Origin of the sequence: Nocardioides sp. Leaf285 (genome assembly GCF_001422955.1) — a bacterium.
In the GTDB taxonomy this organism is placed as follows: Bacteria; Actinomycetota; Actinomycetes; order Propionibacteriales; family Nocardioidaceae; genus Nocardioides; species Nocardioides kribbensis.
In genome coordinates, this window is sequence record NZ_LMNH01000003.1 from 395,940 (window position 1) to 415,981 (window position 20,042).

Sequence of the window (20,042 nt, forward strand, 5' to 3'; positions counted from 1 at the left end):
TGTGGTGCCATCGGGTCATGCTGCTCCGCCGCCCCCGCGGTCGTGCGCGCGTCGCCCTGCTGCTCGCCGCCGTCGCCGCGCCCCTGCTCGCCCCGCTCGCGGCGACGCCGCCCGCGTCGGCCGCGTCGGCCGCCGACACCTGGACCGTGCCGCCCGACGCCGTGCTGACCCTCACCGGCCACGGCTACGGTCACGGTCACGGCATGTCGCAGTACGGCGCGGAGGGCGCGGCCCGCCAGGGCCTGGACCACCGCGAGATCCTCGACTTCTACTACCCCGACCTGACCTGGGGCCGGCGCGCCGGACGCATCGACGTGCTCGTCGGCGCCGACACCACCGACGACCTCGTCGTGCGCGCCCGGCCGGGGCTGACGCTGCGCGACACCGCGACCGGTGAGCTGACGCTGCTGCCCGACAAGGGCGCCTCGCTGTGGCGGGTGCAGCAGGCCGCCACCGGGGCCACCCGGGTCTCCTTCCGCACCGACCGATGGCGGCGCTGGCGCGAGCTCGAGGGCGACGGGGAGCTCGCCGCGGGCGGTCAGCCGCTCACCCTGGTGACGCCCGGCGGGGACCAGCGGTACCGCGGTCGGCTGCGTGCCGCCACCGTGACCCCGGGCTCGGCCGCCCGCGACACCGTCAACGACCTGCGCCTGGAGGCCTACCTGCGCGGCGTGGTGCCGCGCGAGGTGCCGGCGAGCTGGTCGCCGGCCGCCGTGCGCGCCCAGGCGGTGGCGGCCCGCACCTACGCCGCCTACGAGCGGCTCCACCCCCGCGGGGGCCACTTCGACGTCTACGACACCACGGCCTCCCAGGTCTACGGCGGGGTCGGCTCCGAGCACCCCGCCTCCGACGCCGCGATCGCCGACACCGTGGGGCAGGTGCTGCTCGCCGACGGGTCGCCCGCCTTCACGCAGTTCTCCTCGAGCAGCGGGGGATGGACCTCGGCCGGCTCGGTGCCCTACCTGGTGGCCCGGGCCGACCCGTACGACGACTGGGCCGGCAACCCCGTGCACGACTGGTCGGTGCGGCTGGCCGACGAGACCCTGGAGCGGCGCTGGCCCGCGGTCGGCGACCTGCGGGGCGTGCGGGTCACCGCCCGCGACGGCAACGGCGAGTGGGGCGGTCGGGTCTCGGCCCTGGTGCTGAGCGGCACGCGGGGCTCGGTCACGGTGAGCGGCGACGCGTTCCGCTCCGCGCTGGGGCTGCGCTCGACCTGGTTCACCGTCGCGGTGTCGTGACCGCCCGGGGGCCCGCGCACAGCGCAGTGCGCACCCCGAGCCCGGCCAGCAGCGCCCAGAACGCCGCCCCCACGCCGAGCACGACGACGCCGGAGGCGGCGACGAGGAAGGTGACCGCCGCGGCCTCGCGCTCCTCGCGCGCGCCCAGGGCGTCGCTGGCCGAGGCGGCGAACGTGCCCAGCAGCGCCAGACCGGCGGCGGCCGGCACCACCGCGCTGGAGGAGGCGGCCACCAGCGAGGCCAGGGCGGCGCTGGCCACCGCCAGCGCGAGGTAGGCCACCGCCGCGGTGACGGCGGCCACCCAGCGGCGCCCACGGTCGGGGCCGGCCTCGGGGCCGGCCGCCAGGGCCGCGGTGATCGCGGCCAGGTTGACCGCGTGGGCGCCGGCCGGGGCGCCGACCACGGTGGCCACCCCCGTGACCGCCATCGACTCGCGCCACGGCACGGCGTAGCCCTCGGCGCTCATCACCGCCACCCCGGGGAGGTTCTGCGAGGCCATCGTGACGACGTAGAGCGGCAGCGCCAGGCCCACCAGGGCCGGCAGCGTCCACGTCGGGGCGGTGAGGTCGAGACGCGGCAGCAGGTCGCCCGCGGCGAGCCGGGCGCCGTCGCCGGCGGTCACGTCGACCACGGCGACGACCAGCGCGGCGCCCAGCGCCGCGGGCGCGGCCCACCGGCGGGCCGCGCGCAGCAGGACCAGCCACACCACGACGACCGGCCCCACCGCCCACGGGTCGGTGGCGAGCGCCGTCACCGGCGCCAGGCACAGCGGCAGCAGCACCCCGGCGAGCATCGCCCGGGCGAGCGCGGGCGGCACCCGGGCGACCAGGTCACCCAGACGCGGCCACGCCGCGGTGAGCAGCACCAGCGCGCCGGTGGCGACGAACGCGCCCACCGCCGCGGGCCAGCCGCCCACGGCACCGCCGGTCGTGGCCAGCAGCGCCGCGCCCGGGGTCGACCAGGCCAGGGTGAGCGGGATGCGGTGGCGCAGGCTGAGCCAGAGCATGCCCAGCGCCTGCGTGACGCAGAGCGTCAGCAGCCCGGAGGCGGCCTGGGTGGGCGAGGCGCCGACGGCCACCAGCCCGGCCAGCACGACCGCGAAGGAGCTGGAGAAGCCGACGAGGGCGACCACCACGCCGGCCAGCACCGGGCTGCCGTGGGTGGGCGCCTCCGGGACGTCGTCGGTCGTGGTCGGCACCGGGGCCTCCTCGCCGCGCTAGGGTTCCGTATACAGAACCCTAGTCGGAGGGAGCCGCCCGTGGCGGACCAGGCCCACGGCCCGGGCGCCGAGGCCGGTGCGCGGGTGCGCGCCGTACGCCGCGCGCGCGGGCTGTCGCTGGCCGCGCTGGCCGAGGCCGCCGGCGTGGGCAAGGGCTCGCTCTCGGAGCTCGAGACGGGGCGCCGCAACCCGACCCTCGACACGCTCTACGCCCTCGCGGCCCCGCTCGGTGTGCCGCTGGCCGCCCTCGTCGAGGACCGCGACGGGGTCGCGGTGGCCGACCCGGGGCTGGAGACCGTGCGGCTGCACGTGCTCGCCGAGGCCGACCGCACGGTGGAGGTCTGGCTGCTGCGCATGCCTCCCGGCGGTCGTCGCCGCTCGCCGGCCCACGCCACGGGCACCCGCGAGCGCATGGTGGTGCTGACCGGCTCGTGCCGGGTGGAGCCGGGCGACGACGCCCCCCTGGAGCTCGCCGCGGGCGCCACCGCGGAGTGGGCGGCCGACCGGCCGCACACCTACACGGCGGGTGCCGGCGGCATGACGGGCGTCGACGTCATCACCACGCCTGCGCCCGCGACGCCCGGGGGCTAGCCGACCCGCTGGAGGAAGGCCAGGACCCGCTCGAGGAGCAGGTCGCTCGCGGCGGGGTCGTGGTCGACCGAGGAGGCGTCGGTGAAGAGGTGGCCCGCGCCGGGGTAGAGGAAGAGCTCGACCTCGTCCTGCGCGGCGGCCAGGGCGCGGCAGTCGTCGACGTCGCCCCAGTCGTCGTGCTCCATGACGTGCACCTGGGCGGGCAGGGCGTCGGGCCAGGGCGACCCGAGCGCCTCCGGCGGCACGCCGCCGTGCAGGAGCAGCGCCCCGCGGGCGCCGGGTCGGGTCTGGGCCAGGGTCTGCGCCGGCATCAGCCCCAGGGACATCCCGGCCCACACCACGTCGTCGGGCAGGTCGGCGGCGGCGTCCAGGCCACGCTGGCGCACGACGTCGAAGCCGGTGGTGCGGGCGTGGGCCACGCCCTCGTCGAGGTCGGTGAAGGTCGCCCCGGCGTAGAGGTCGGGGGCGGTGACCTCGTGACCGGCCGCGCGCAGCCGGTCGGCGAAGGCGTGGAAGCCGGGCGTCTGCCCGAGGGCGTGGTGGAAGAGGACGACGTGGGTCATCGCTCGACCCTAGGCCAGCACGACGACCAGGTCACCGCCCTCGACGGCCTGGGTGCCCGACAGCGCCACCCGCTCCACCGTGCCGTCGACGGGGGCGGTGATGGCCGCCTCCATCTTCATGGCCTCGATGGTGGCCACGGTGTCGCCCGCGGCGACGCGGTCGCCCTCGGCCACGACGACGCTCACGACGCCCTGGAAGGGGGCCGCGACCTGGCCCGGCTTCGACGGGTCGGCCTTCTCCACGGCCGCGGCGTCGGCCGAGACCGAGCGGTCGCGCACCGGGATCGGGCGCATCTGGCCGTTGATGGTGCACATCACCGTGCGGATGCCGCGCTCGTCGGGCTCGCCGATCGCCTGGACGCCGAGGATGAGCTTCTTGCCCTCCGCGATCTCCACGGTGTGCTCCTCGCCGCGGCGCAGCCCGTAGAGGAAGTCCAGGGTGGACAGCACCGAGAGGTCGCCGTAGGTCGAGCGCGACTCGCGGAACTCCTTGGTCGGGCCGGCGAAGAGCAGCTCGTTGAGCGTGTCGCGGCGGGTGCGCTGGCTGACCTCGCCGTCGAGGCCCAGGCCCGCGGCCTGCTCGTCGGTGAGCTCCTCGGCCGGCGCCTGGTAGGAGCGACCCTCCAGCGCCTTGGTGCGGAACGGCTCCGGCCAGCCGCCGGGCGGGTCGCCGAGCTCGCCGTGCAGGAAGCCGATCACCGAGCCGGGGATGTCGAAGGAGGCCGGGTCGGCGGCGAACTCCTCGGGGTCGGCGCCCGCGGCGACCAGGTGGAGCGCGAGGTCGCCGACCACCTTGGAGGACGGCGTCACCTTCACGACCCGGCCCAGGATGTCGTTGGCCGCGGCGTACATGTCCTCGATCTGCTCGAACTTCTCGCCCAGGCCGAGCGCGATCGCCTGCTGGCGCAGGTTGGAGAGCTGGCCGCCGGGGATCTCGTGGCGGTAGACCCGCCCGGTGGGCGCCGGCAGGCCCGACTCGAAGGGGGCGTAGACGCGGCGGGTGGCCTCCCAGTACGGCTCGAGCGCGTTGACCGCCGCGAGGTCGAGGCCGGTCTCGCGCGCCGAGAAGTCGGTGCCGGCGACCAGCGCCGAGATCGGCGGCTGCGAGGTCGTGCCCGCCATCGAGGCGGTCGCGGCGTCGACCGCGTCGACCCCGGCGTCGATGGCGGCCAGCAGGGTGGCCAGCTGCCCGCCCGGGGTGTCGTGGGTGTGCAGGTGCACCGGCAGGTCGAAGCGCTCGCGCAGCGCGGTCACCAGCGTGCGGGCCGCGGGGGCGCGCAGCAGACCGGCCATGTCCTTGATGGCCAGCACGTGGGCGCCGGCGTCGACGATCTGCTCGGCCAGGCGCAGGTAGTAGTCGAGGGTGTAGAGGTCCTCGGCGGGGTCGGAGAGGTCGCCGGTGTAGCACAGCGCGACCTCGGCCACCGTGGTGCCGGTGGCGCGCACGGCCTCGATGGCCGGGCGCATCTGCTCCACGTCGTTGAGGGCGTCGAAGATCCGGAACACGTCGATGCCGGTGGCGGCGGCCTCCTCGACGAAGGCGTGGGTCACCGCGGTGGGGTAGGGGGTGTAGCCCACGGTGTTGCGCCCGCGCAGCAGCATCTGCAGGCAGATGTTGGGCACGGCCTGGCGCAGCTGGGCCAGGCGCTCCCAGGGGTCCTCGGCGAGGAAGCGCAGCGACACGTCGTAGGTCGCACCGCCCCAGGCCTCCAGCGACCACAGCTGCGGGGTGGTGCGGGCGACGTGGCCGGCGACGGCGAGGAGGTCCTTGGTGCGCACCCGGGTCGCCAGCAGCGACTGGTGGGCGTCGCGGAAGGTGGTGTCGGTGACGGCCACCCCGGTGCGCTCGCGCAGGTCGCGGGCGAAGGCGTCGGGCCCCAGCGCCAGCAGCTGCTGGCGGGTGCCGTCGGGGGCGGGCACCGACAGGTCGACCCGCGGCAGCTTGGTGCGGGGGTCGAGGGTCACCGGGGCCTCGCCGTGGGGCTTGTTGACGGTGACGTCGGCGAGGTAGGCCAGCAGCTTGGTGCCGCGGTCGCCGGAGGCGCGTGCGGTGAGCAGCTGCGGGTGGGTCTCGATGAACGACGTGGTCACCCGGCCCGCGGCGAAGTCGGGGTCGTCGAGCAGCGCCTGGAGGAAGGCGATGTTGGTGGCGACACCACGGATGCGGAACTCCGCGACGGCGCGGCGCGCGCGGGCCACCGCGGTGGGGAAGTCGCGACCGCGGCAGGTGAGCTTGGCCAGCATCGAGTCGAAGTGGGCGCTGACCTCGGCGCCGGAGTAGGTCGTGCCGCCGTCGACGCGCACACCGGCGCCGCCGGGGGAGCGGTAGGTGGTGATGGTGCCGGTGTCGGGGCGGAAGTCGTTGGCGGGGCTCTCGGTGGTGATGCGGCACTGCAGCGCGGCACCGCGCAGCTGCACGGTCTCCTGCGACAGCCCGAGGTCGGCGAGGCTCTCCCCGGAGGCGATGCGCATCTGCGACTGCACGAGGTCGACGTCGGTGACCTCCTCGGTCACGGTGTGCTCGACCTGGATGCGGGGGTTCATCTCGATGAAGACGTAGTTGCCGTCGGGGTCGAGGAGGAACTCGACGGTGCCGGCGTTGCGGTAGCCGATCTCGCTGGCGAAGCGCACCGCGTCGGCGCACATGCGCTCGCGCAGCTCCGGGTCGAGGTTGGGCGCCGGGGCGATCTCCACGACCTTCTGGTGACGTCGCTGCACCGAGCAGTCGCGCTCGAAGAGGTGCATGACCCCGCCCTGGCCGTCGGCGAGGATCTGCACCTCGATGTGGCGCGGCTCCACCACGGCCTGCTCGACGAAGACGGTGGGGTCGCCGAAGGCGGCCTCGCCCTCGCGCATGCAGGTCTCGACGGCCTCGCGCAGCCTGGCCGGGTCGTCGACGCGGCGCATGCCGCGCCCGCCGCCACCCGCCACGGCCTTGACGAAGAGCGGGAAGGGCAGCTCCTGGGCGGCCTCGACGAGGGCGTCGACGTCGGTCGAGGGCTCGACGCTGGCCAGGACGGGCACGCCGGCCGCCTTGGCGGCGGCGATGGCACGGGCCTTGTTGCCGGTCAGCTCGAGGACGTCGGCGGTGGGCCCGATGAAGGTGATCCCGGCGTTGGCGCAGGCCTCGGCCAGTGCGGGGTTCTCCGAGAGGAAGCCGTAGCCGGGGTAGACCGCGTCGGCGCCGGCCTGGACCGCCGCGGCCACGATCGCGTCCGGGTCGAGGTAGGTGCGCACGGGGTGGCCGCGCTCGCCGATCTCGTAGGCCTCGTCGGCCTTGAGCCGGTGCTCCGAGCCACGGTCCTCGTAGGGGAACACCGCGACGGTCTCGGCCCCGAGCTCGTACGCCGCACGGAACGCCCGGATCGCGATCTCGCCGCGGTTGGCCACCAGCACCTTGGAGAACATGCCCGGAGGGTACCGACGTCGGTGTGTCAGCCGTGTGACTCGTCCACCAGGAGGAACTGCTCCAGCAGCCCGGGCCGGGCGGAGGTGGCGAGCCGGACCGCGAGGGCGCGCGGCACGTCGGCCACCACCACCGACTGCCGCCCGCCCGCGGTCGTCGCGACCAGCGAGCACAGGCCGGCGCGCCGCTGGAGCCACGTGGCCCGCAGCGTCCACCCGATGACCGCCTCGCGGGCGAGCACGTCGCGGCGCCGCACCACGCTGCCGCGGCGCGCCACGAGGTGGCGCGCGGTGAGCGCGTGACCCAGCGAGCGGGCGCGGTCGCGGCCCAGCAGGGCGCCGCCCACGAGCAGCACGGGCACGAGCGGCAGCAGCCACGACGACGTGCCCGGGAGGTCGGCGAGCACCCCCGCCACCACCAGGCCCGCGAGCACGAGCGCCGGCGCGCAGGCGCGCACCCACGCACGACGCGTCGCCTGCGGCCCGTGCGGCACCAGCGGCCCCGTGACCGGCTCGGTGTCGCCCACCACGGCCGCGGCCGTCGCGGCGACCACGGCGTACGGCGCGGGCGGGGTGAGCAGGGCGCTGGCCGCGCCGCCCTCGCCCCGCAGCCCGGTGACGATCGCGCTGAGCCCGGCGCCGCCGGCCAGGCGGAGCCCGACCGGCTCGGCCAGGGTGACGCCGTGCAGGCGCGCGTCGTCGAGGCTGGTCTCCCGGGTGGTGAGCAGGCCGCGCACCAGGTGCCAGCTGGCTCCCGACCGCCGCAGCGAGAAGCCCCAGTAGGACACCAGGTAGGCCACGACGGCGAGCCCGGCGACGACCACGAGACCGAGGCCCACGGCGACGGCGGCGAGGGCCAGCAGCGGTGCGGTGGCGACGTCGCGGGCCACGCCGTCGACGTCGATGCGGTCGAGCCCCCCGAGGACCTGCAGGAGCTGCAGCCCACCGCCGACGACGGCGGCGGCGAGCACGAGCCCCGCGCTGGTGAGCGGGGCGTAGCGGGCCCAGGCGGCGTCGAGCACGAGCACGGGCGGCGCCGCGGGCACCGGGGGCCGCGACCGGCCCTCGGCGTCGAGGTCCTCCTCGGCGCCCGGCGCGGAGGGGGCCGCGCGCAGCAGCTCGTCGCGCAGCCGGCGGGCCCGCTCCACGGGCAGCCCGTCGAGGTCGAGCTGCTCGTCGTCGTCGCTGGAGGCCGTGCCGGTGCCGACGCGCATCGTGGTCAGGCCCAGCACGCGGTGCACCGGGGAGGCGGTGAGGTCGACCGTGCGCACCCGGTCGACGGGGGTGGAGAGCACGTGGCGCTCGAGCAGGCCGCGACGCAGCTCGACGCGGTCGTGGGCGACGCGGAAGCTGGTCGTGAGGTAGCGCAGCACCCCCAGGGCCACGGGCACCGCCACCCCCAGCAGCTGCCACGACGAGCCCGCCGCACTGCCGGCGAACCACACGCCGACGAGCACCGGCAGGAAGCGCACGACCTCCTTGACCGGGTGCACCAGCAGCATCCGGGGGTCGAGGCGCTGCCACTCGGACTCCGCGACCACCGGCTCGACCACCGGCTCCGGCTCGCTCACGTCGCGTCGCCGCCGGCGGCCTCGGCGCGCAGCGTCAGCTCGTCGACGAGGCGGCGGGCACGGTCGCGCTCGAGGCCGGAGACCCGCAGCGCCCCGGCCGCCGAGGCCGTCGTGACGGTGACGGTGGCCAGGCCGAAGGCCCGCTCGACCGGGCCGACGACGTGGTCGACGGTCTGGATCCGTGAGAGCGGCGCGACCCGCTGCTCCAGGCTCCACCACCCGACCTGGGTGTAGACCGCGGTGTCGGTGACCTCCCACCGGTGCACCGCCCAGCGCCACCGCGGCACGACCAGGGCGTACGCCGCGACCGCGGCTCCCAGCAGGGCCACGCCCCACCAGGTGACGTCGACCGCGTCGACCAGGGCCACGACGACCACCACGAGGGCCGCGGAGACGACCCCCTCGAGGAGGGTCTCGACGGTCCACATCGTGCGGGCGCGCGGGCTGACCCGCTGCGACGGGGCTCGCAGCTCGGGATGCGGGTCGGGCTGCAGGCCGGGCTGCGGGTCGGGCTCGTGGGGCACGGGTCCGACGCTACCGACCGACCCCCTCGGCGCCCGCCGGCTCAGTCCTTGAGCTCGCAGATCACGGCGCCGTTGGTGACGGTGGCGCCGACCTCGGCCTGCAGGCCGGTGACGGTGCCGGCCTTGTGGGCCTTGAGCGGCTGCTCCATCTTCATCGCCTCGATGACCACGACGGTGTCGCCCTCGGCGACCTCCTGGCCCTCGGCGACCACGACCTTGACCACGGTGCCCTGCATCGGGCTGGTGACGGCGTCGCCGCTGGCGGCCGCGCCGGCCTTCTTGCCGCCCGCCCGCTTCGGCTTGGCCTTGCCCCCGCCGCCGGCGGCCGCGGCGACGCCGCCGAGCCCGCCGGGCAGGACGACCTCGAGGCGCTTGCCGCCGACCTCGACGACGACCTTCTGGCGCTCGGCCTCCTCGGCCGCCTCGCCGGCCTCACCGGCGTAGGGCTCGATCCGGTTGTCGAACTCGGTCTCGATCCACTGGGTGTAGACCTCGAAGGAGCCCTCGCCGGTGGGGGTGGAGGCGCCGACGTAGGCCGGGTCGGAGACCACGGCGCGGTGGAAGGGGATGACGGTCGGCATGCCGTCGACCACGAACTCCTCCAGCGCGCGGCGCGAGCGCTCGAGGGCCTGGGTGCGGTCGCGGCCGGTGACGACGAGCTTGGCGATGAGGGAGTCGAACGAGCCGGGGACGGTCTGGCCCGACTCGTAGCCGCCGTCGACGCGCACGCCGGGTCCGCTGGGCGGCGCCCAGGCGGTGAGGGTGCCCGGCGCGGGCATGAAGTTGCGCCCGCCGTCCTCGGCGTTGATGCGGAACTCGATGGAGTGCCCGCGGATCTCCGGGTCGTCGTAGCCGAGCTCCTCGCCGGCGGCGATGCGGAACATCTCGCGCACGAGGTCGATGCCGGTGACCTCCTCGGAGACGCAGTGCTCGACCTGGAGGCGGGTGTTGACCTCGAGGAAGGAGATGGTGCCGTCCTGGGCGACCAGGAACTCGCACGTGCCGGCGCCGTAGTAGCCCGCCTCGCGCAGGATGCGCTTGGAGGACTCGTAGAGCTCGGCGAGCTGCTCCTGGCTCAGGAAGGGCGCGGGCGCCTCCTCCACGAGCTTCTGGTTGCGCCGCTGCAGCGAGCAGTCGCGCGTGGAGACCACCACGACGTTGCCGTGCTGGTCGGCCAGGCACTGGGTCTCGACGTGGCGCGGCTTGTCGAGGAACTTCTCGACCAGGCACTCGCCGCGCCCGAAGGCGGTGACCGCCTCGCGCACCGCCGACTCGTAGGCGTCGGGGATCTCCTCCAGGGTGCGGGCGACCTTGAGGCCGCGACCGCCACCGCCGAAGACGGCCTTGATGGCCACGGGCAGGCCGTTGTCGCGGGCGAAGGCGACGACCTCGTCGGCGTCGGCCACGGGGTCCTTAGTGCCGGGGGCCAGGGGCGCCTCGGCCTTGTCGGCGATGTGCTTGGCCTTGGCCTTGTCGCCCAGGGCCTCGATGGCGGCCGGCGGGGGGCCGATCCAGATCAGCCCGGCGTCGAGCACGGCCTGCGCGAAGTCGGCGTTCTCGGCGAGGAAGCCGTAGCCCGGGTGGACCGAGTCGGCGCCGGAGCGCTGGGCCACGGCGATGATCTTGGCGATGTCGAGGTAGGACTCGGCCGGGGTGGCGCCCTCGAGGGAGTAGGCCTCGTCGGCCATGCGCACGAAGATGGCGTCGCGGTCGGGCTCGGCGTAGACGGCGACGCTGCCGATGCCGGCGTCCTTGCAGGCCCGGATGACCCGGACCGCGATCTCGCCCCGGTTGGCGATGAGCACCTTCTGCAGCGGCGTGGTCTCCGGCACCTGTCACTCCTGGGTGTCTGTGGTGGGGCTGGTGGGTTCTGGCTGTCCTGGGTGGGGCTCCGCAGGGGTCCTGCGTCGTCCTCGGCACGGCTCCGGCCGCACCTCGTGGGCAGGCTATCGCCCGCTCCGCGCCGGCGTCGGCGAGGTCTGTCCTCCGGACTCCCTCCCCCGGTCCGGGAGTCGGCCGCCCACGTGGTTAACAGACGCTAACCTCGCCGCTAGCATGGGCGACATGACCGCCGTCACGTCCTCCGTCCCCGCCGGCCTCCCGGGCTCGGCCTTCGAGCTCTCCCGCGAGCACGAGGAGTTCCGCCGCAGCGTGCGCGACTTCGCGCAGGCCCAGATCGCCCCCCACGCCGCGCAGTGGGACCGCGAGCACCACTTCCCGGTCGACGTGGTGCAGCAGATGGGCGAGCTGGGGCTCTTCGGCCTCACTGCGCCCGAGGAGTTCGGCGGGGCCGGCGAGGACGGCGACTTCACCAGCCTGTGCGTGGCGATCGAGGAGATCGGGCGCGTCGACCAGTCGATGGGCATCACCCTGCAGGCCGGTGTGGGCCTGGGCATCAACCCGATCCTCACCTACGGCACGCAGGAGCAGAAGGAGCGCTGGCTGCCCGCGCTGGTCGCCGGGGAGCAGCTGGCCGGCTTCGGCCTCACCGAGCCCGGTGCGGGCTCCGACGCCGGCGCCACCGCCACCCGCGCGGAGCTGGCGGGGGAGGAGTGGGTGGTCAACGGCGCCAAGCAGTTCATCACCAACTCCGGCAGCGCGATCACCTCGCTGGTCACCGCCACGGCCCGCACCGGCACGCGCGAGGACGGCCGGCCCGAGATCTCCGCGATCATGGTGCCGGCGGGCACGCCGGGCTTCACCGCCGAGAAGGCCTACGACAAGCTCGGCTGGCACGCCTCCGACACCCACCCGCTGTCCTTCGACGACGTGCGGGTCCCGGCCGACCACCTGCTGGGCGAGCGCGGCCGGGGCTACGCCCAGTTCCTCGCCACCCTCGACGACGGGCGCGTGGCGATCTCCGCGCTCTCGGTGGGCTGCATCCAGGCCTGCCTCGACATGGCGCTGGCCTACGCGGGGGAGCGCCAGACCTTCGGCGGCCCCATCGGGCGCAAGCAGGGCGTGGCCTTCCAGCTGGCCGACCTCGAGGTCATGCTGCACGCCAGCCGGATGCTCACCTACCGCGCCGCGGCGATGAAGGACGGCGGCGCGCCGTACCGCGACTTCAAGCAGGCGGCGGCGGTGGCCAAGCTCTACTCCACCGAGTCGGCGGTCACCGCGACCCGCATCGCGACGCAGGTCTTCGGCGGCTACGGCTTCATGGAGGAGTACCCCGTGGCCCGTTTCTACCGCGACGCCAAGGTGCTCGAGATCGGCGAGGGCACCTCCGAGGTGCAGCGGATGCTCATCGCACGGGGCCTGGGCCTCCCGGTGGAGTGAGGCCCGTGCGGCGGGCCCCCTACACCCGACGCCACGGGCCAGCCACCCCAGGGGGGTGAGCCACGCCACTCGGGCGGGGGAGTAGAACTAGCGGGTTCCCGACTCGGAGGTATCCCCCGTGGTTCCGTCGTTCCTCGCCCGTGAGAAGACCGTGGCCCCGCCCGGCTTCAACCGCTGGCTCATCCCCCCGGCCGCCCTGGCCGTCCACCTCTGCATCGGCCAGGTCTACGCCACCAGCGTCTACAAGAGCGCCCTGGTCGAGCACTTCGACTCCAGCCTCACCGCCGTGGGCATCTCGTTCTCGATCGCGATCGTGATGCTCGGCGTCTCCGCCGCCCTCTTCGGCACGTGGGTGGACCGCAACGGTCCGCGCGCCGCCATGTTCGTCTCCGCCTGCTTCTGGGTCACCGGCTTCCTCGTCGGCGCCCTGGGCATCGCGATCGGCAGCATCTGGGTCTTCTACCTCGGCTACGGCGTGATCGGCGGCATCGGCCTCGGCATCGGCTACATCTCGCCGGTCTCGACGCTCATCAAGTGGTTCCCCGACCGTCCCGGGCTGGCCACCGGCATGGCGATCATGGGCTTCGGCGGCGGCGCGCTCATCGCCAGCCCGCTCAGCGGCGAGCTGCTCGCCGCCTACGACCCCTCGTTCAGCGCGACGGAGAACCCCGTGGCCGACGGCAGTGCGCTCGTGCTGCTCTTCCTCACGCTCGCCGCGCTCTACCTGGTCTTCATGATGTTCGGCGCCTTCACCATGCGCGTGCCGGCCGACGACTGGCGCCCCGACGGCTTCGACCCCTCGACGGTCAAGCAGAAGAGCCTCGTCACCACCGACTCGGTCTCCGCGGCCAACGCGATCAAGACCCCGCAGTTCTGGCTGCTGTGGACCATCCTGTTCTGCAACGTGACCGCCGGCATCGGCATCCTCGAGCAGGCCTCACCGATGATCCAGGACTTCTTCCGCGACGGGGCGACGAGCACGGTCTCGGTCGTGGCCGCCGGCGGCTTCGTCGGCCTGCTGTCGATCTTCAACATGGCCGGTCGCTTCGTGTGGTCCTCGACCTCCGACGTCATCGGGCGCAAGGGCATCTACTTCGTCTACCTCGGCCTCGGCCTGGTGCTCTACGTGCTGCTCGCCACCGTCGGCAGCAGCGCCACCGCGCTCTTCGTGCTGCTGGCCGCGGTCATCATCAGCTTCTACGGCGGCGGCTTCGCCACGATCCCGGCCTACCTGCGCGACCTCTTCGGCACCTACCAGGTCGGCGCCATCCACGGCCGGCTGCTGACCGCCTGGTCGGCCGCCGGCGTCGCCGGGCCGCTCATCGTCAACTCGGTGCTCGACAGCCAGGGCACCCCCGGTGAGCTCGTGGCCGGCGACTACCGCCCGGCGCTGTTCATCATGGTCGGCCTGCTCGCGGTGGGCCTGCTGGCCAACGCGATGGTCCGCCCCGTCGCCAGCAAGTACCACGAGCCGCGCGCGGCCCGTGCCACCGAGAGGAGCAACGCATGAGCGCCCGGATCGTCGTCGCCTGGGCCCTGGTCGGCGTCCCGCTGGCCTACGGCATCGTCGAGACCGTCCGCAAGGCCTCGGCGCTCTTCACCGGCTGAGGCCGGCCGGACCCTCCGGACCTTCCGGACCCCTCCGGAACCGTACGGCCGTCGGGCCGGGGAGCACGTCGCTCCCCGGCCCGACGTCGTCGTGGCCTAGCCTGGACCCATGGGCGAGGGTCGCGAGCGGGTCCTCGCCGAGGTCGGCAGGTTCCTGGCCGTCGGCGGCCTGGCCACCGTCGTGGCGCTCGTGCTGTTCAACCTCCTGGTCCACGGCTTCAACACCGGCGAGCACGCGCTGCTGCCCGACCAGCCGGTGCTGGCCTACGTCGTCGCCAACACCGTGGGCATGGTCATCAGCTACCGCGGCACGCGGAGCTGGGCCTTCCGCGACCGCCCGCCGCGCCAGGCCGACGGGGGCCGCTCGGCCTTCGTCGTCATCAACGTGGCGACCATGGCCCTGCCGGTGCTGTGCCTGGTGGTCAGCCGCGACGTGCTCGGCCTCGACGACCCGGTCTCCGACAACGTCGCGGCCAACGTCATCGGCCTGGCCCTCGGAGTCGGTGCGCGGTTCTACCTCTTCCGCACCTTCGTGTTCCGGCGCCCGATCGGGCTCGGCGACATCTACCCCGCCGAGGAGACCCTCACGGCCGCGCCCACAGGTCGGTCCACGACCGACCCAGCGCCGCCGTCAGCTCGCGGAGGAGCGGCAGGCTGACGCCCACCACGTTGTGGTGGTCGCCCTCGATGCCGGTGACGAAGGCGCCGCCCAGGCCGTCGACGGTGAAGGCGCCCGCGACGTGCAGCGGCTCGCCGGTCGCGACGTAGGCCGCGATCTCGGCGTCGCTGACCCGGGCGAAGTGCACGGTCGTCGACGCGGTCGCCCCGGTCGAGCGCCCGCTGGCGAGGTCGCGCAGGTGGTGACCGGTGCGCAGCACCCCGGTGCGCCCGCGCATGGCCTCCCAGCGCGCGACGGCCTCGGCGGGGGAGTGGGGCTTGCCGAGCGCCCGGCCGTCGAGCTCGAGCACCGAGTCGCAGCCGAGCACGAGGGCGTCGGCGGGCACCTCGGAGCCCGTCGACCCGGCCCGCTCGGCCACGGCGTCGCACTTGAGGCGAGCGAGTCCGAGGGCGAGGTCGGCGGCCGGCAGGCCGTCGAGCACCGACTCGTCGACGCCGCTGACCACGACCACGGGATCGAGGCCGGCGCTGCGCAGCGTGGCGAGTCGGGCGGGGGAGGCACTGGCCAGCACGAAGGTCACCGCACGAGCCTAGAGGCCGGCTAGCGACCGGGCGCAGGGTACGGCGGCGCCACGACGTCGAGGGCCTCGCCGAAGGTGCAGCTGGTGAGGGCGTCGAGGGCGCCGCTGCCGTCGGCCCCGCGCTCGCCCACGTGCTCGGGGGCCCGCATCGCGAGCATGACGTTGAGCAGCATGCCGTGGGCGACGAAGTCGCGCGCCCGGTCGTCGGTGCAGCCGGTGCGCCGCACGGTCGCGAAGATGCGGCCCATGCAGGCGCGGGCCCGCTCGGCCACCTCGTCGAGGTCGCCGGCGGAGAAGCCGTGCATCATCACCTGCAGCAGCGCCCGGTCGGCCAGCAGCTCGGTGTAGGCCAGGCCCATGCGTCCCCAGTCGTCGTCGCTGTCGGGGTCGAAGGGTCCCTCGGCGAGCACGTCGGCGAAGGCCCGGTCGATGCGCAGCGTGGCGCGCTCGAAGACCTCGAGGAAGAGGTCGAGCTTGGTGCCGAAGAGGCGCACGACGTAGGGCTGCGAGACCGCGGCCTCCCGGGCGACCGCGTCGGTGCTGGTGCCGTGGTAGCCGCCGCGGGCGAAGGCCCGGGTGGCCGCGTCGAGCACCAGCTCGCGGCGGTCCTCGGCGCTCATCCGCGAGGCTCCGGCGGCGCGGTCCGGGGGGCGGGTCTCGGCGCGGGAGGAGGGCATGCTTGACATGTTATCAGTCGATTACCTACCGTCGTCGTCGGAGGTGATCATCCGATGCCTTCCCGCGACCTCCTCACCAGGGAGCCCACGATGTCCCTCACCGACGACCGCCCCACCCCCGCGCTGACACCGACCCCGCCCGCGCCGCCCGCGCGTCGCCACGTGCCCGTGGCGCTGGCGGTCCTCGCGGCCTCGCTGCCGATGTTCATGGCCACGCTCGACAACCTCGTGATGACCAGTGCCCTGCCGGTGGTACAGGCCGACCTGGCCGCGAGCGTCAGCCAGCTGTCGTGGTTCGTCAACGCCTACACGCTGTCGTTCGCGACCTTCATGCTCCCGGCCGCGACCCTGGGCGACCGCCTGGGGCGCCGGCGCGTGATGCTGGCGGGCGTCGTGGTCTTCACGGCCGCCTCGATCGCCGCCGCGCTCAGCGGGAGCGCGGAGTCGCTGATCGCCGCGCGCGCCGTGCAGGGCCTCGGCGCGGCGGCGATCATGCCGCTGTCGCTGACCCTGCTCGCGGCGAGCGTGACGCCGCAGCGGCGCGCGGCGGCCATCGGCGTGTGGGGCGGCGTCTCCGGGCTCGGCGTCGCGCTGGGTCCGGTGGTCGGGGGAGCCGTCGTCGAGGGCGTCAGCTGGCAGGCCATCTTCTGGCTCAACGTGCCGGTCGCGGTGGTGGCCGTGCCGCTGCTGCTCTGGGCCGTGCCCGAGTCGCGCGGCACCTGGCAGCGGCTCGACCCCGTGGGCACGCTGCTGCTCGGCGGCGCGGTGTTCCTCGGCATCTGGGGCATCGTGCACGGCAACGACGACGGCTGGTCCGACGTGCGGGTCGCCGGCCCGCTCGTCGCGGCGGTCGCGCTGCTCCCGGCGTACGTCGGGTGGGCGCGGGGGCGTGCCCACGCGGTGCTGCCGCTGCGGCTGTTCGCCTCCCGGGGCTTCTCGGTGGCCAACGCCGTGGGGCTCACCTTCACCCTCGGCGTCTTCGGCACGGTCTTCCTGCTCTCGCAGTACCTCCAGGTCGTCGACGGCTACTCCCCGCTCGAGGCCGGGCTGCGCACGCTGCCCTGGACGGCGGCGCCGATGGTCGTGGCACCGATCGCCGGGGCGCTGGCCGCGCGCACCGGCCTGCGCGCGCTGCTGGTGACGGGGCTGCTGCTGCAGACCGGGGCGCTGGCGTGGTTCGCGGCCCTCACCGAGAGCCAGGCGTCCTACCCGTCGTTCGTGCCCGCCCTGGCGATGGCCGGGATCGGCATGGGTCTGACCTTCGCGCCCAGCGCGACCGCCGTGCTCGACGGCCTGCCCGACGCCGACTTCGCCGTGGCCAGCTCGGCCAACTCCACGATCCGCGAGTTCGGGGTCGCCCTCGGCGTCGCGGTGCTCACCGCCGTCTTCCTCGGCGCGGGTGGCGACATCACCCCCACCGGCTACGACGGGGCCATCGGCGTCGCCCTCCTGACCGGGTCCGCCGCGGTCGCGGTGGCGGTGGTCGCGGCCTGCTTCGCCCCCGGCGGGCGGGGCCCGACCATGCCCTAGGCTCCCGGCCATGCCGGAGCGACCCCCCGCCGCCGCCCCCGTCGCGGTGGTCATCGAGGACGACCCCGACGTCCGCGACCTCATCGACATCGTGCTCACCCAGGCGGGCCTGACCACGGTGCTCGCCGGCAACGGCTTCGAGGGCATCGACGCGGTGCGCGCGCACGCGCCGCTCCTGACGACCCTCGACGTCAACATGCCGGGCCTCGACGGCTTCGCGGTGGCGCGCCGGCTGCGCGAGCTCAGCGGCACCCACGTCGTGATGATCTCGGCCATGGCCGAGGACGGCGACGCCGCGGCGGGTCTGCAGGCCGGCGCCGACGACTACCTGGTCAAGCCCTTCCGCCCGCGCGACCTGCGGGCCAAGGCCGACGCGCTGGTCGCCGACGCGGCGGGCCTCGCCGCGCGCACACCGCCCGGGGTCCTGCTGCCGGCGACGCTGGAGCTCAACGGCCTGGTGCTCGACACCGCCACCGGAGCGGTCGAGCTCGACGGGCGGCCGGTCGAGCTCGGCGCGCACGAGCGCACCCTGCTCACGACCCTGCTCTCGACCGGACGTCGGGTGCGGGGCAAGGCCGACCTGGTGCTCTCGGTGCGCGGCGACCGGCCGGGCCCCACGGTGGTCGACGACGACGACCGGCAGGGCCTCGACGCGTGCGTCGAGGCCCTGCTCCACCGGCTCGGGGACACCGGCGACCGGCCCCGTTTCGTGGAGGCCGTCGGCGAGGTCGGCTACCGCTGCGCCGAGCAGCGCTGAGCCGGGCCGCGCGTGGGCTCAGCGCGGCAGCGCGCTGGCCCGCCAGCCGCCCGGCCCGTGCGGCGGGTTGCGCCGCACCAGGCGGGCCGGGGCGCTCCACTCGGGGCGTCGCGGCGCCTGCGCCGGGCCGGCGCCGAGGGCGGAGACGACGGCCACCAGGGCAGCGATCTCCTCCGGCGTCGCGTCAGGCGTGACGACCCGCAGCACGGGGGCCGCCGGCTCCTGCTCGGCGCTCACAGCGGGATGTTCCCGTGCTTCTTCGCAGGCAGGGTCTCGCGCTTGGAGCGCAGCAGGCGCAGGGCCCGGACGACCTCGACGCGGGTCTCGTGGGGCGTGATGACCGCGTCGATGTAGCCGCGCTCGGCGGCGATGTAGGGGTTGGCCAGCGTGGTGTCGTACTCGTCGATGAGCTCGGCACGACGCGCCTCGACGTCGCCGCCCTCCTTCTCGACGGCCTTGAGCTCCTTGCGGTGCACGATGTTGGCCGCGCCCTGGGCGCCCATCACCGCGATCTGGGCGGTGGGCCACGCGACGTTGATGTCGGCGCCGAGGTGCTTGGAGCCCATGACGTCGTAGGCGCCGCCGTAGGCCTTGCGGGTGATGACGGTGATGAGCGGCACCGTCGCCTCGGCGTAGGCGTAGATCAGCTTGGCGCCGCGGCGGATGATGCCGTTCCACTCCTGGTCGGTGCCGGGCAGGAAGCCGGGCACGTCGACGAAGGTCAGCACCGGGATGTTGAAGGCGTCGCAGAAGCGGACGAAGCGCGCGGCCTTCTCCGAGGCGTCGATGTCGAGGGTGCCGGCGAACTGCATCGGCTGGTTGGCCACGACGCCCACCGAGTGTCCCTCGACGCGGCCGAAGCCGACGATGAGGTTGGGGGCGAAGAGCTCCTGGACCTCGAGGAACTCCTCGTCGTCGACGACCGCCTCGATGACGGTGTGCATGTCGTAGGGCTGGTTCGGGGAGTCGGGGATGATCGTGTCGAGGGCCAGGTCGAGCTCGGAGGGCTCGAGGTCGGCGGGGTCGTCGAAGGTCGGCGACTCGTCGAGGTTGTTCTGCGGCAGGAACGACAGCAGCGCCTTGACGTACTCGATCGCGTCGGCCTCGTCGGAGCCCATGTAGTGGGCGTTGCCCGACTTGGTGTTGTGGGTGCGCGCGCCGCCGAGCTCCTCCATCGAGACGTCCTCGCCGGTGACGGTCTTGATGACGTCGGGCCCGGTGATGAACATGTTGGAGGTGCCGTCGACCATGATCGTGAAGTCGGTGACCGCGGGGGAGTAGACGTGGCCGCCGGCGCAGGAGCCCATGATCATGGAGATCTGCGGGATGACGCCCGAGGCGTGCACGTTGCGGCGGAAGATCTCGCCGTAGAGGCCGAGGGAGACCACGCCCTCCTGGATCCGGGCGCCGGCACCCTCGTTGATGCCGATGATCGGGCAGCCGGTCTTGATGGCGAGGTCCATCACCTTGGTGATCTTCTCGCCGTAGACCTCGCCCAGCGAGCCGCCGAAGACGGTGAAGTCCTGGGAGAACACGCAGACCTGGCGACCGTCGATGGTGCCGTAGCCGGTCACCACGCCGTCGCCGTAGGGGCGGGTCTTCTCCAGGCCGAAGGCGGTGGAGCGGTGCCGGGCCAGCTCGTCGAGCTCGACGAAGGAGCCCTCGTCGAAGAGCTGCTCGATGCGCTCGCGCGCGGTCTGGCGGCCCTTGGCGTGCTGCTTCTCGACGGCCTTGGCCGAGCCGGCGTGCACCGCCTCGTCGAGACGGCGGTCGAGGTCGGCCAGCTTGCCCGCGGTGGTGTGGAGGTCGATGCCTGTCTCCTGAGAGGGGACGTCGGTGCCCTCGCCTGGCTGTGCGCTCACGTGTATCCGGCCTCCTGAT

General features: G+C 74.4%; 18 protein-coding genes. 8 read left to right on the top strand and 10 right to left on the bottom strand.

The window, feature by feature from the left end; genetic code table 11:
- Nucleotides 1–17: 17 nt before the first annotated feature.
- Nucleotides 18–1,238 carry a SpoIID/LytB domain-containing protein gene (locus ASF47_RS10230; protein ID WP_056863898.1) on the top strand — a complete coding sequence of 407 codons (1,221 nt, stop codon included), beginning with the start codon at nt 18–20 and terminating at the stop codon, nt 1,236–1,238.
- Here the strand turns inward: ASF47_RS10230 and ASF47_RS10235 are convergent.
- A complete protein-coding gene (locus ASF47_RS10235; RefSeq protein ID WP_056863899.1) occupies nt 1,219–2,436 on the bottom strand; it encodes a benzoate/H(+) symporter BenE family transporter in 1,218 nt (405 codons plus the stop codon). The two genes, ASF47_RS10230 and ASF47_RS10235, sit on opposite strands and share 20 nt — an antisense overlap.
- Before the next feature lie 60 nt (nt 2,437–2,496).
- Here ASF47_RS10235 and ASF47_RS10240 point away from each other — a divergent pair, with 60 nt between their 5' ends.
- Nucleotides 2,497–3,048: a helix-turn-helix domain-containing protein gene (locus ASF47_RS10240; protein WP_056863900.1), complete on the top strand. Its 552-nt coding sequence runs from the start codon at nt 2,497–2,499 to the stop codon at nt 3,046–3,048.
- On the opposite strand, the gene ASF47_RS10245 is transcribed toward ASF47_RS10240, so the two are convergent.
- Genes ASF47_RS10245 through ASF47_RS10265 form a run of 5 tightly spaced genes read right to left on the bottom strand, consistent with a single transcriptional unit; the run spans nt 3,045 to nt 10,943 of the window.
- Complete coding sequence (locus ASF47_RS10245; protein ID WP_056863901.1) at nt 3,045–3,611, bottom strand: dienelactone hydrolase family protein; 567 nt, start codon at nt 3,609–3,611, stop codon at nt 3,045–3,047. The genes ASF47_RS10240 and ASF47_RS10245 overlap by 4 nt on opposite strands.
- 9 nt (nt 3,612–3,620) lie before the next feature.
- Complete coding sequence (locus tag ASF47_RS10250) at nt 3,621–7,019, bottom strand: pyruvate carboxylase (protein ID WP_056863902.1); 3,399 nt, start codon at nt 7,017–7,019, stop codon at nt 3,621–3,623.
- A 26-nt stretch (nt 7,020–7,045) separates the two neighbouring features.
- Nucleotides 7,046–8,587 carry a PH domain-containing protein gene (locus tag ASF47_RS10255; RefSeq protein WP_056863903.1) on the bottom strand — a complete coding sequence of 514 codons (1,542 nt, stop codon included), beginning with the start codon at nt 8,585–8,587 and terminating at the stop codon, nt 7,046–7,048.
- Nucleotides 8,584–9,111: a PH domain-containing protein gene (locus ASF47_RS10260; protein ID WP_235558713.1), complete on the bottom strand. Its 528-nt coding sequence runs from the start codon at nt 9,109–9,111 to the stop codon at nt 8,584–8,586. The genes ASF47_RS10255 and ASF47_RS10260 overlap by 4 nt, the downstream gene beginning before the upstream one ends.
- 41 nt (nt 9,112–9,152) lie before the next feature.
- Complete coding sequence (locus ASF47_RS10265; RefSeq protein ID WP_056863904.1) at nt 9,153–10,943, bottom strand: acetyl/propionyl/methylcrotonyl-CoA carboxylase subunit alpha; 1,791 nt, start codon at nt 10,941–10,943, stop codon at nt 9,153–9,155.
- 232 nt (nt 10,944–11,175) lie between these two features.
- Between ASF47_RS10265 and ASF47_RS10270 the strand changes: the two genes are divergently transcribed.
- The 4 genes from ASF47_RS10270 (at nt 11,176) to ASF47_RS10280 (ending at nt 14,656) form a co-directional block, all read left to right on the top strand.
- On the top strand, nt 11,176–12,390 hold the full coding sequence (locus ASF47_RS10270) for an acyl-CoA dehydrogenase family protein (RefSeq protein WP_056864581.1): 1,215 nt from the start codon (nt 11,176–11,178) through the stop codon (nt 12,388–12,390).
- Between the two features lie 118 nt (nt 12,391–12,508).
- Nucleotides 12,509–13,900, top strand: coding sequence for an OFA family MFS transporter (locus tag ASF47_RS10275; RefSeq protein WP_056863905.1), 1,392 nt, complete (start codon nt 12,509–12,511; stop codon nt 13,898–13,900).
- Nucleotides 13,897–13,998, top strand: coding sequence for an MFS transporter small subunit (locus ASF47_RS22215; protein ID WP_414855733.1), 102 nt, complete (start codon nt 13,897–13,899; stop codon nt 13,996–13,998). The genes ASF47_RS10275 and ASF47_RS22215 overlap by 4 nt, the downstream gene beginning before the upstream one ends.
- A gap of 109 nt (nt 13,999–14,107) precedes the next feature.
- Complete coding sequence (locus ASF47_RS10280) at nt 14,108–14,656, top strand: GtrA family protein (protein WP_056863906.1); 549 nt, start codon at nt 14,108–14,110, stop codon at nt 14,654–14,656.
- On the opposite strand, the gene ASF47_RS10285 is transcribed toward ASF47_RS10280, so the two are convergent.
- Together ASF47_RS10285 and ASF47_RS10290 are read right to left on the bottom strand one after the other, a co-directional pair.
- Entirely contained in the window at nt 14,583–15,197 is a 615-nt protein-coding gene (locus ASF47_RS10285; RefSeq protein WP_200919030.1) for a Maf family protein, read from the bottom strand. The two genes, ASF47_RS10280 and ASF47_RS10285, sit on opposite strands and share 74 nt — an antisense overlap.
- Before the next feature lie 20 nt (nt 15,198–15,217).
- Nucleotides 15,218–15,874 carry a TetR/AcrR family transcriptional regulator gene (locus tag ASF47_RS10290; protein ID WP_056863907.1) on the bottom strand — a complete coding sequence of 219 codons (657 nt, stop codon included), beginning with the start codon at nt 15,872–15,874 and terminating at the stop codon, nt 15,218–15,220.
- A gap of 90 nt (nt 15,875–15,964) precedes the next feature.
- On the opposite strand from ASF47_RS10290, the gene ASF47_RS10295 reads away from it, so the two are divergent.
- Both ASF47_RS10295 and ASF47_RS10300 read left to right on the top strand, forming a co-directional pair.
- Entirely contained in the window at nt 15,965–17,404 is a 1,440-nt protein-coding gene (locus ASF47_RS10295) for an MFS transporter (RefSeq protein WP_056863908.1), read from the top strand.
- Nucleotides 17,405–17,414: 10 nt separating this feature from the next.
- Complete coding sequence (locus ASF47_RS10300) at nt 17,415–18,161, top strand: response regulator transcription factor (RefSeq protein WP_056863909.1); 747 nt, start codon at nt 17,415–17,417, stop codon at nt 18,159–18,161.
- A gap of 18 nt (nt 18,162–18,179) precedes the next feature.
- Here ASF47_RS10300 and ASF47_RS10305 read toward each other — a convergent pair whose 3' ends face one another.
- On the bottom strand, nt 18,180–18,398 hold the full coding sequence (locus ASF47_RS10305; protein ID WP_056863910.1) for an acyl-CoA carboxylase subunit epsilon: 219 nt from the start codon (nt 18,396–18,398) through the stop codon (nt 18,180–18,182).
- Nucleotides 18,395–19,972 carry an acyl-CoA carboxylase subunit beta gene (locus ASF47_RS10310; RefSeq protein WP_156697903.1) on the bottom strand — a complete coding sequence of 526 codons (1,578 nt, stop codon included), beginning with the start codon at nt 19,970–19,972 and terminating at the stop codon, nt 18,395–18,397. Before ASF47_RS10310 ends, ASF47_RS10305 begins: the two co-directional genes overlap by 4 nt.
- Nucleotides 19,973–20,042: the final 70 nt, after the last annotated feature.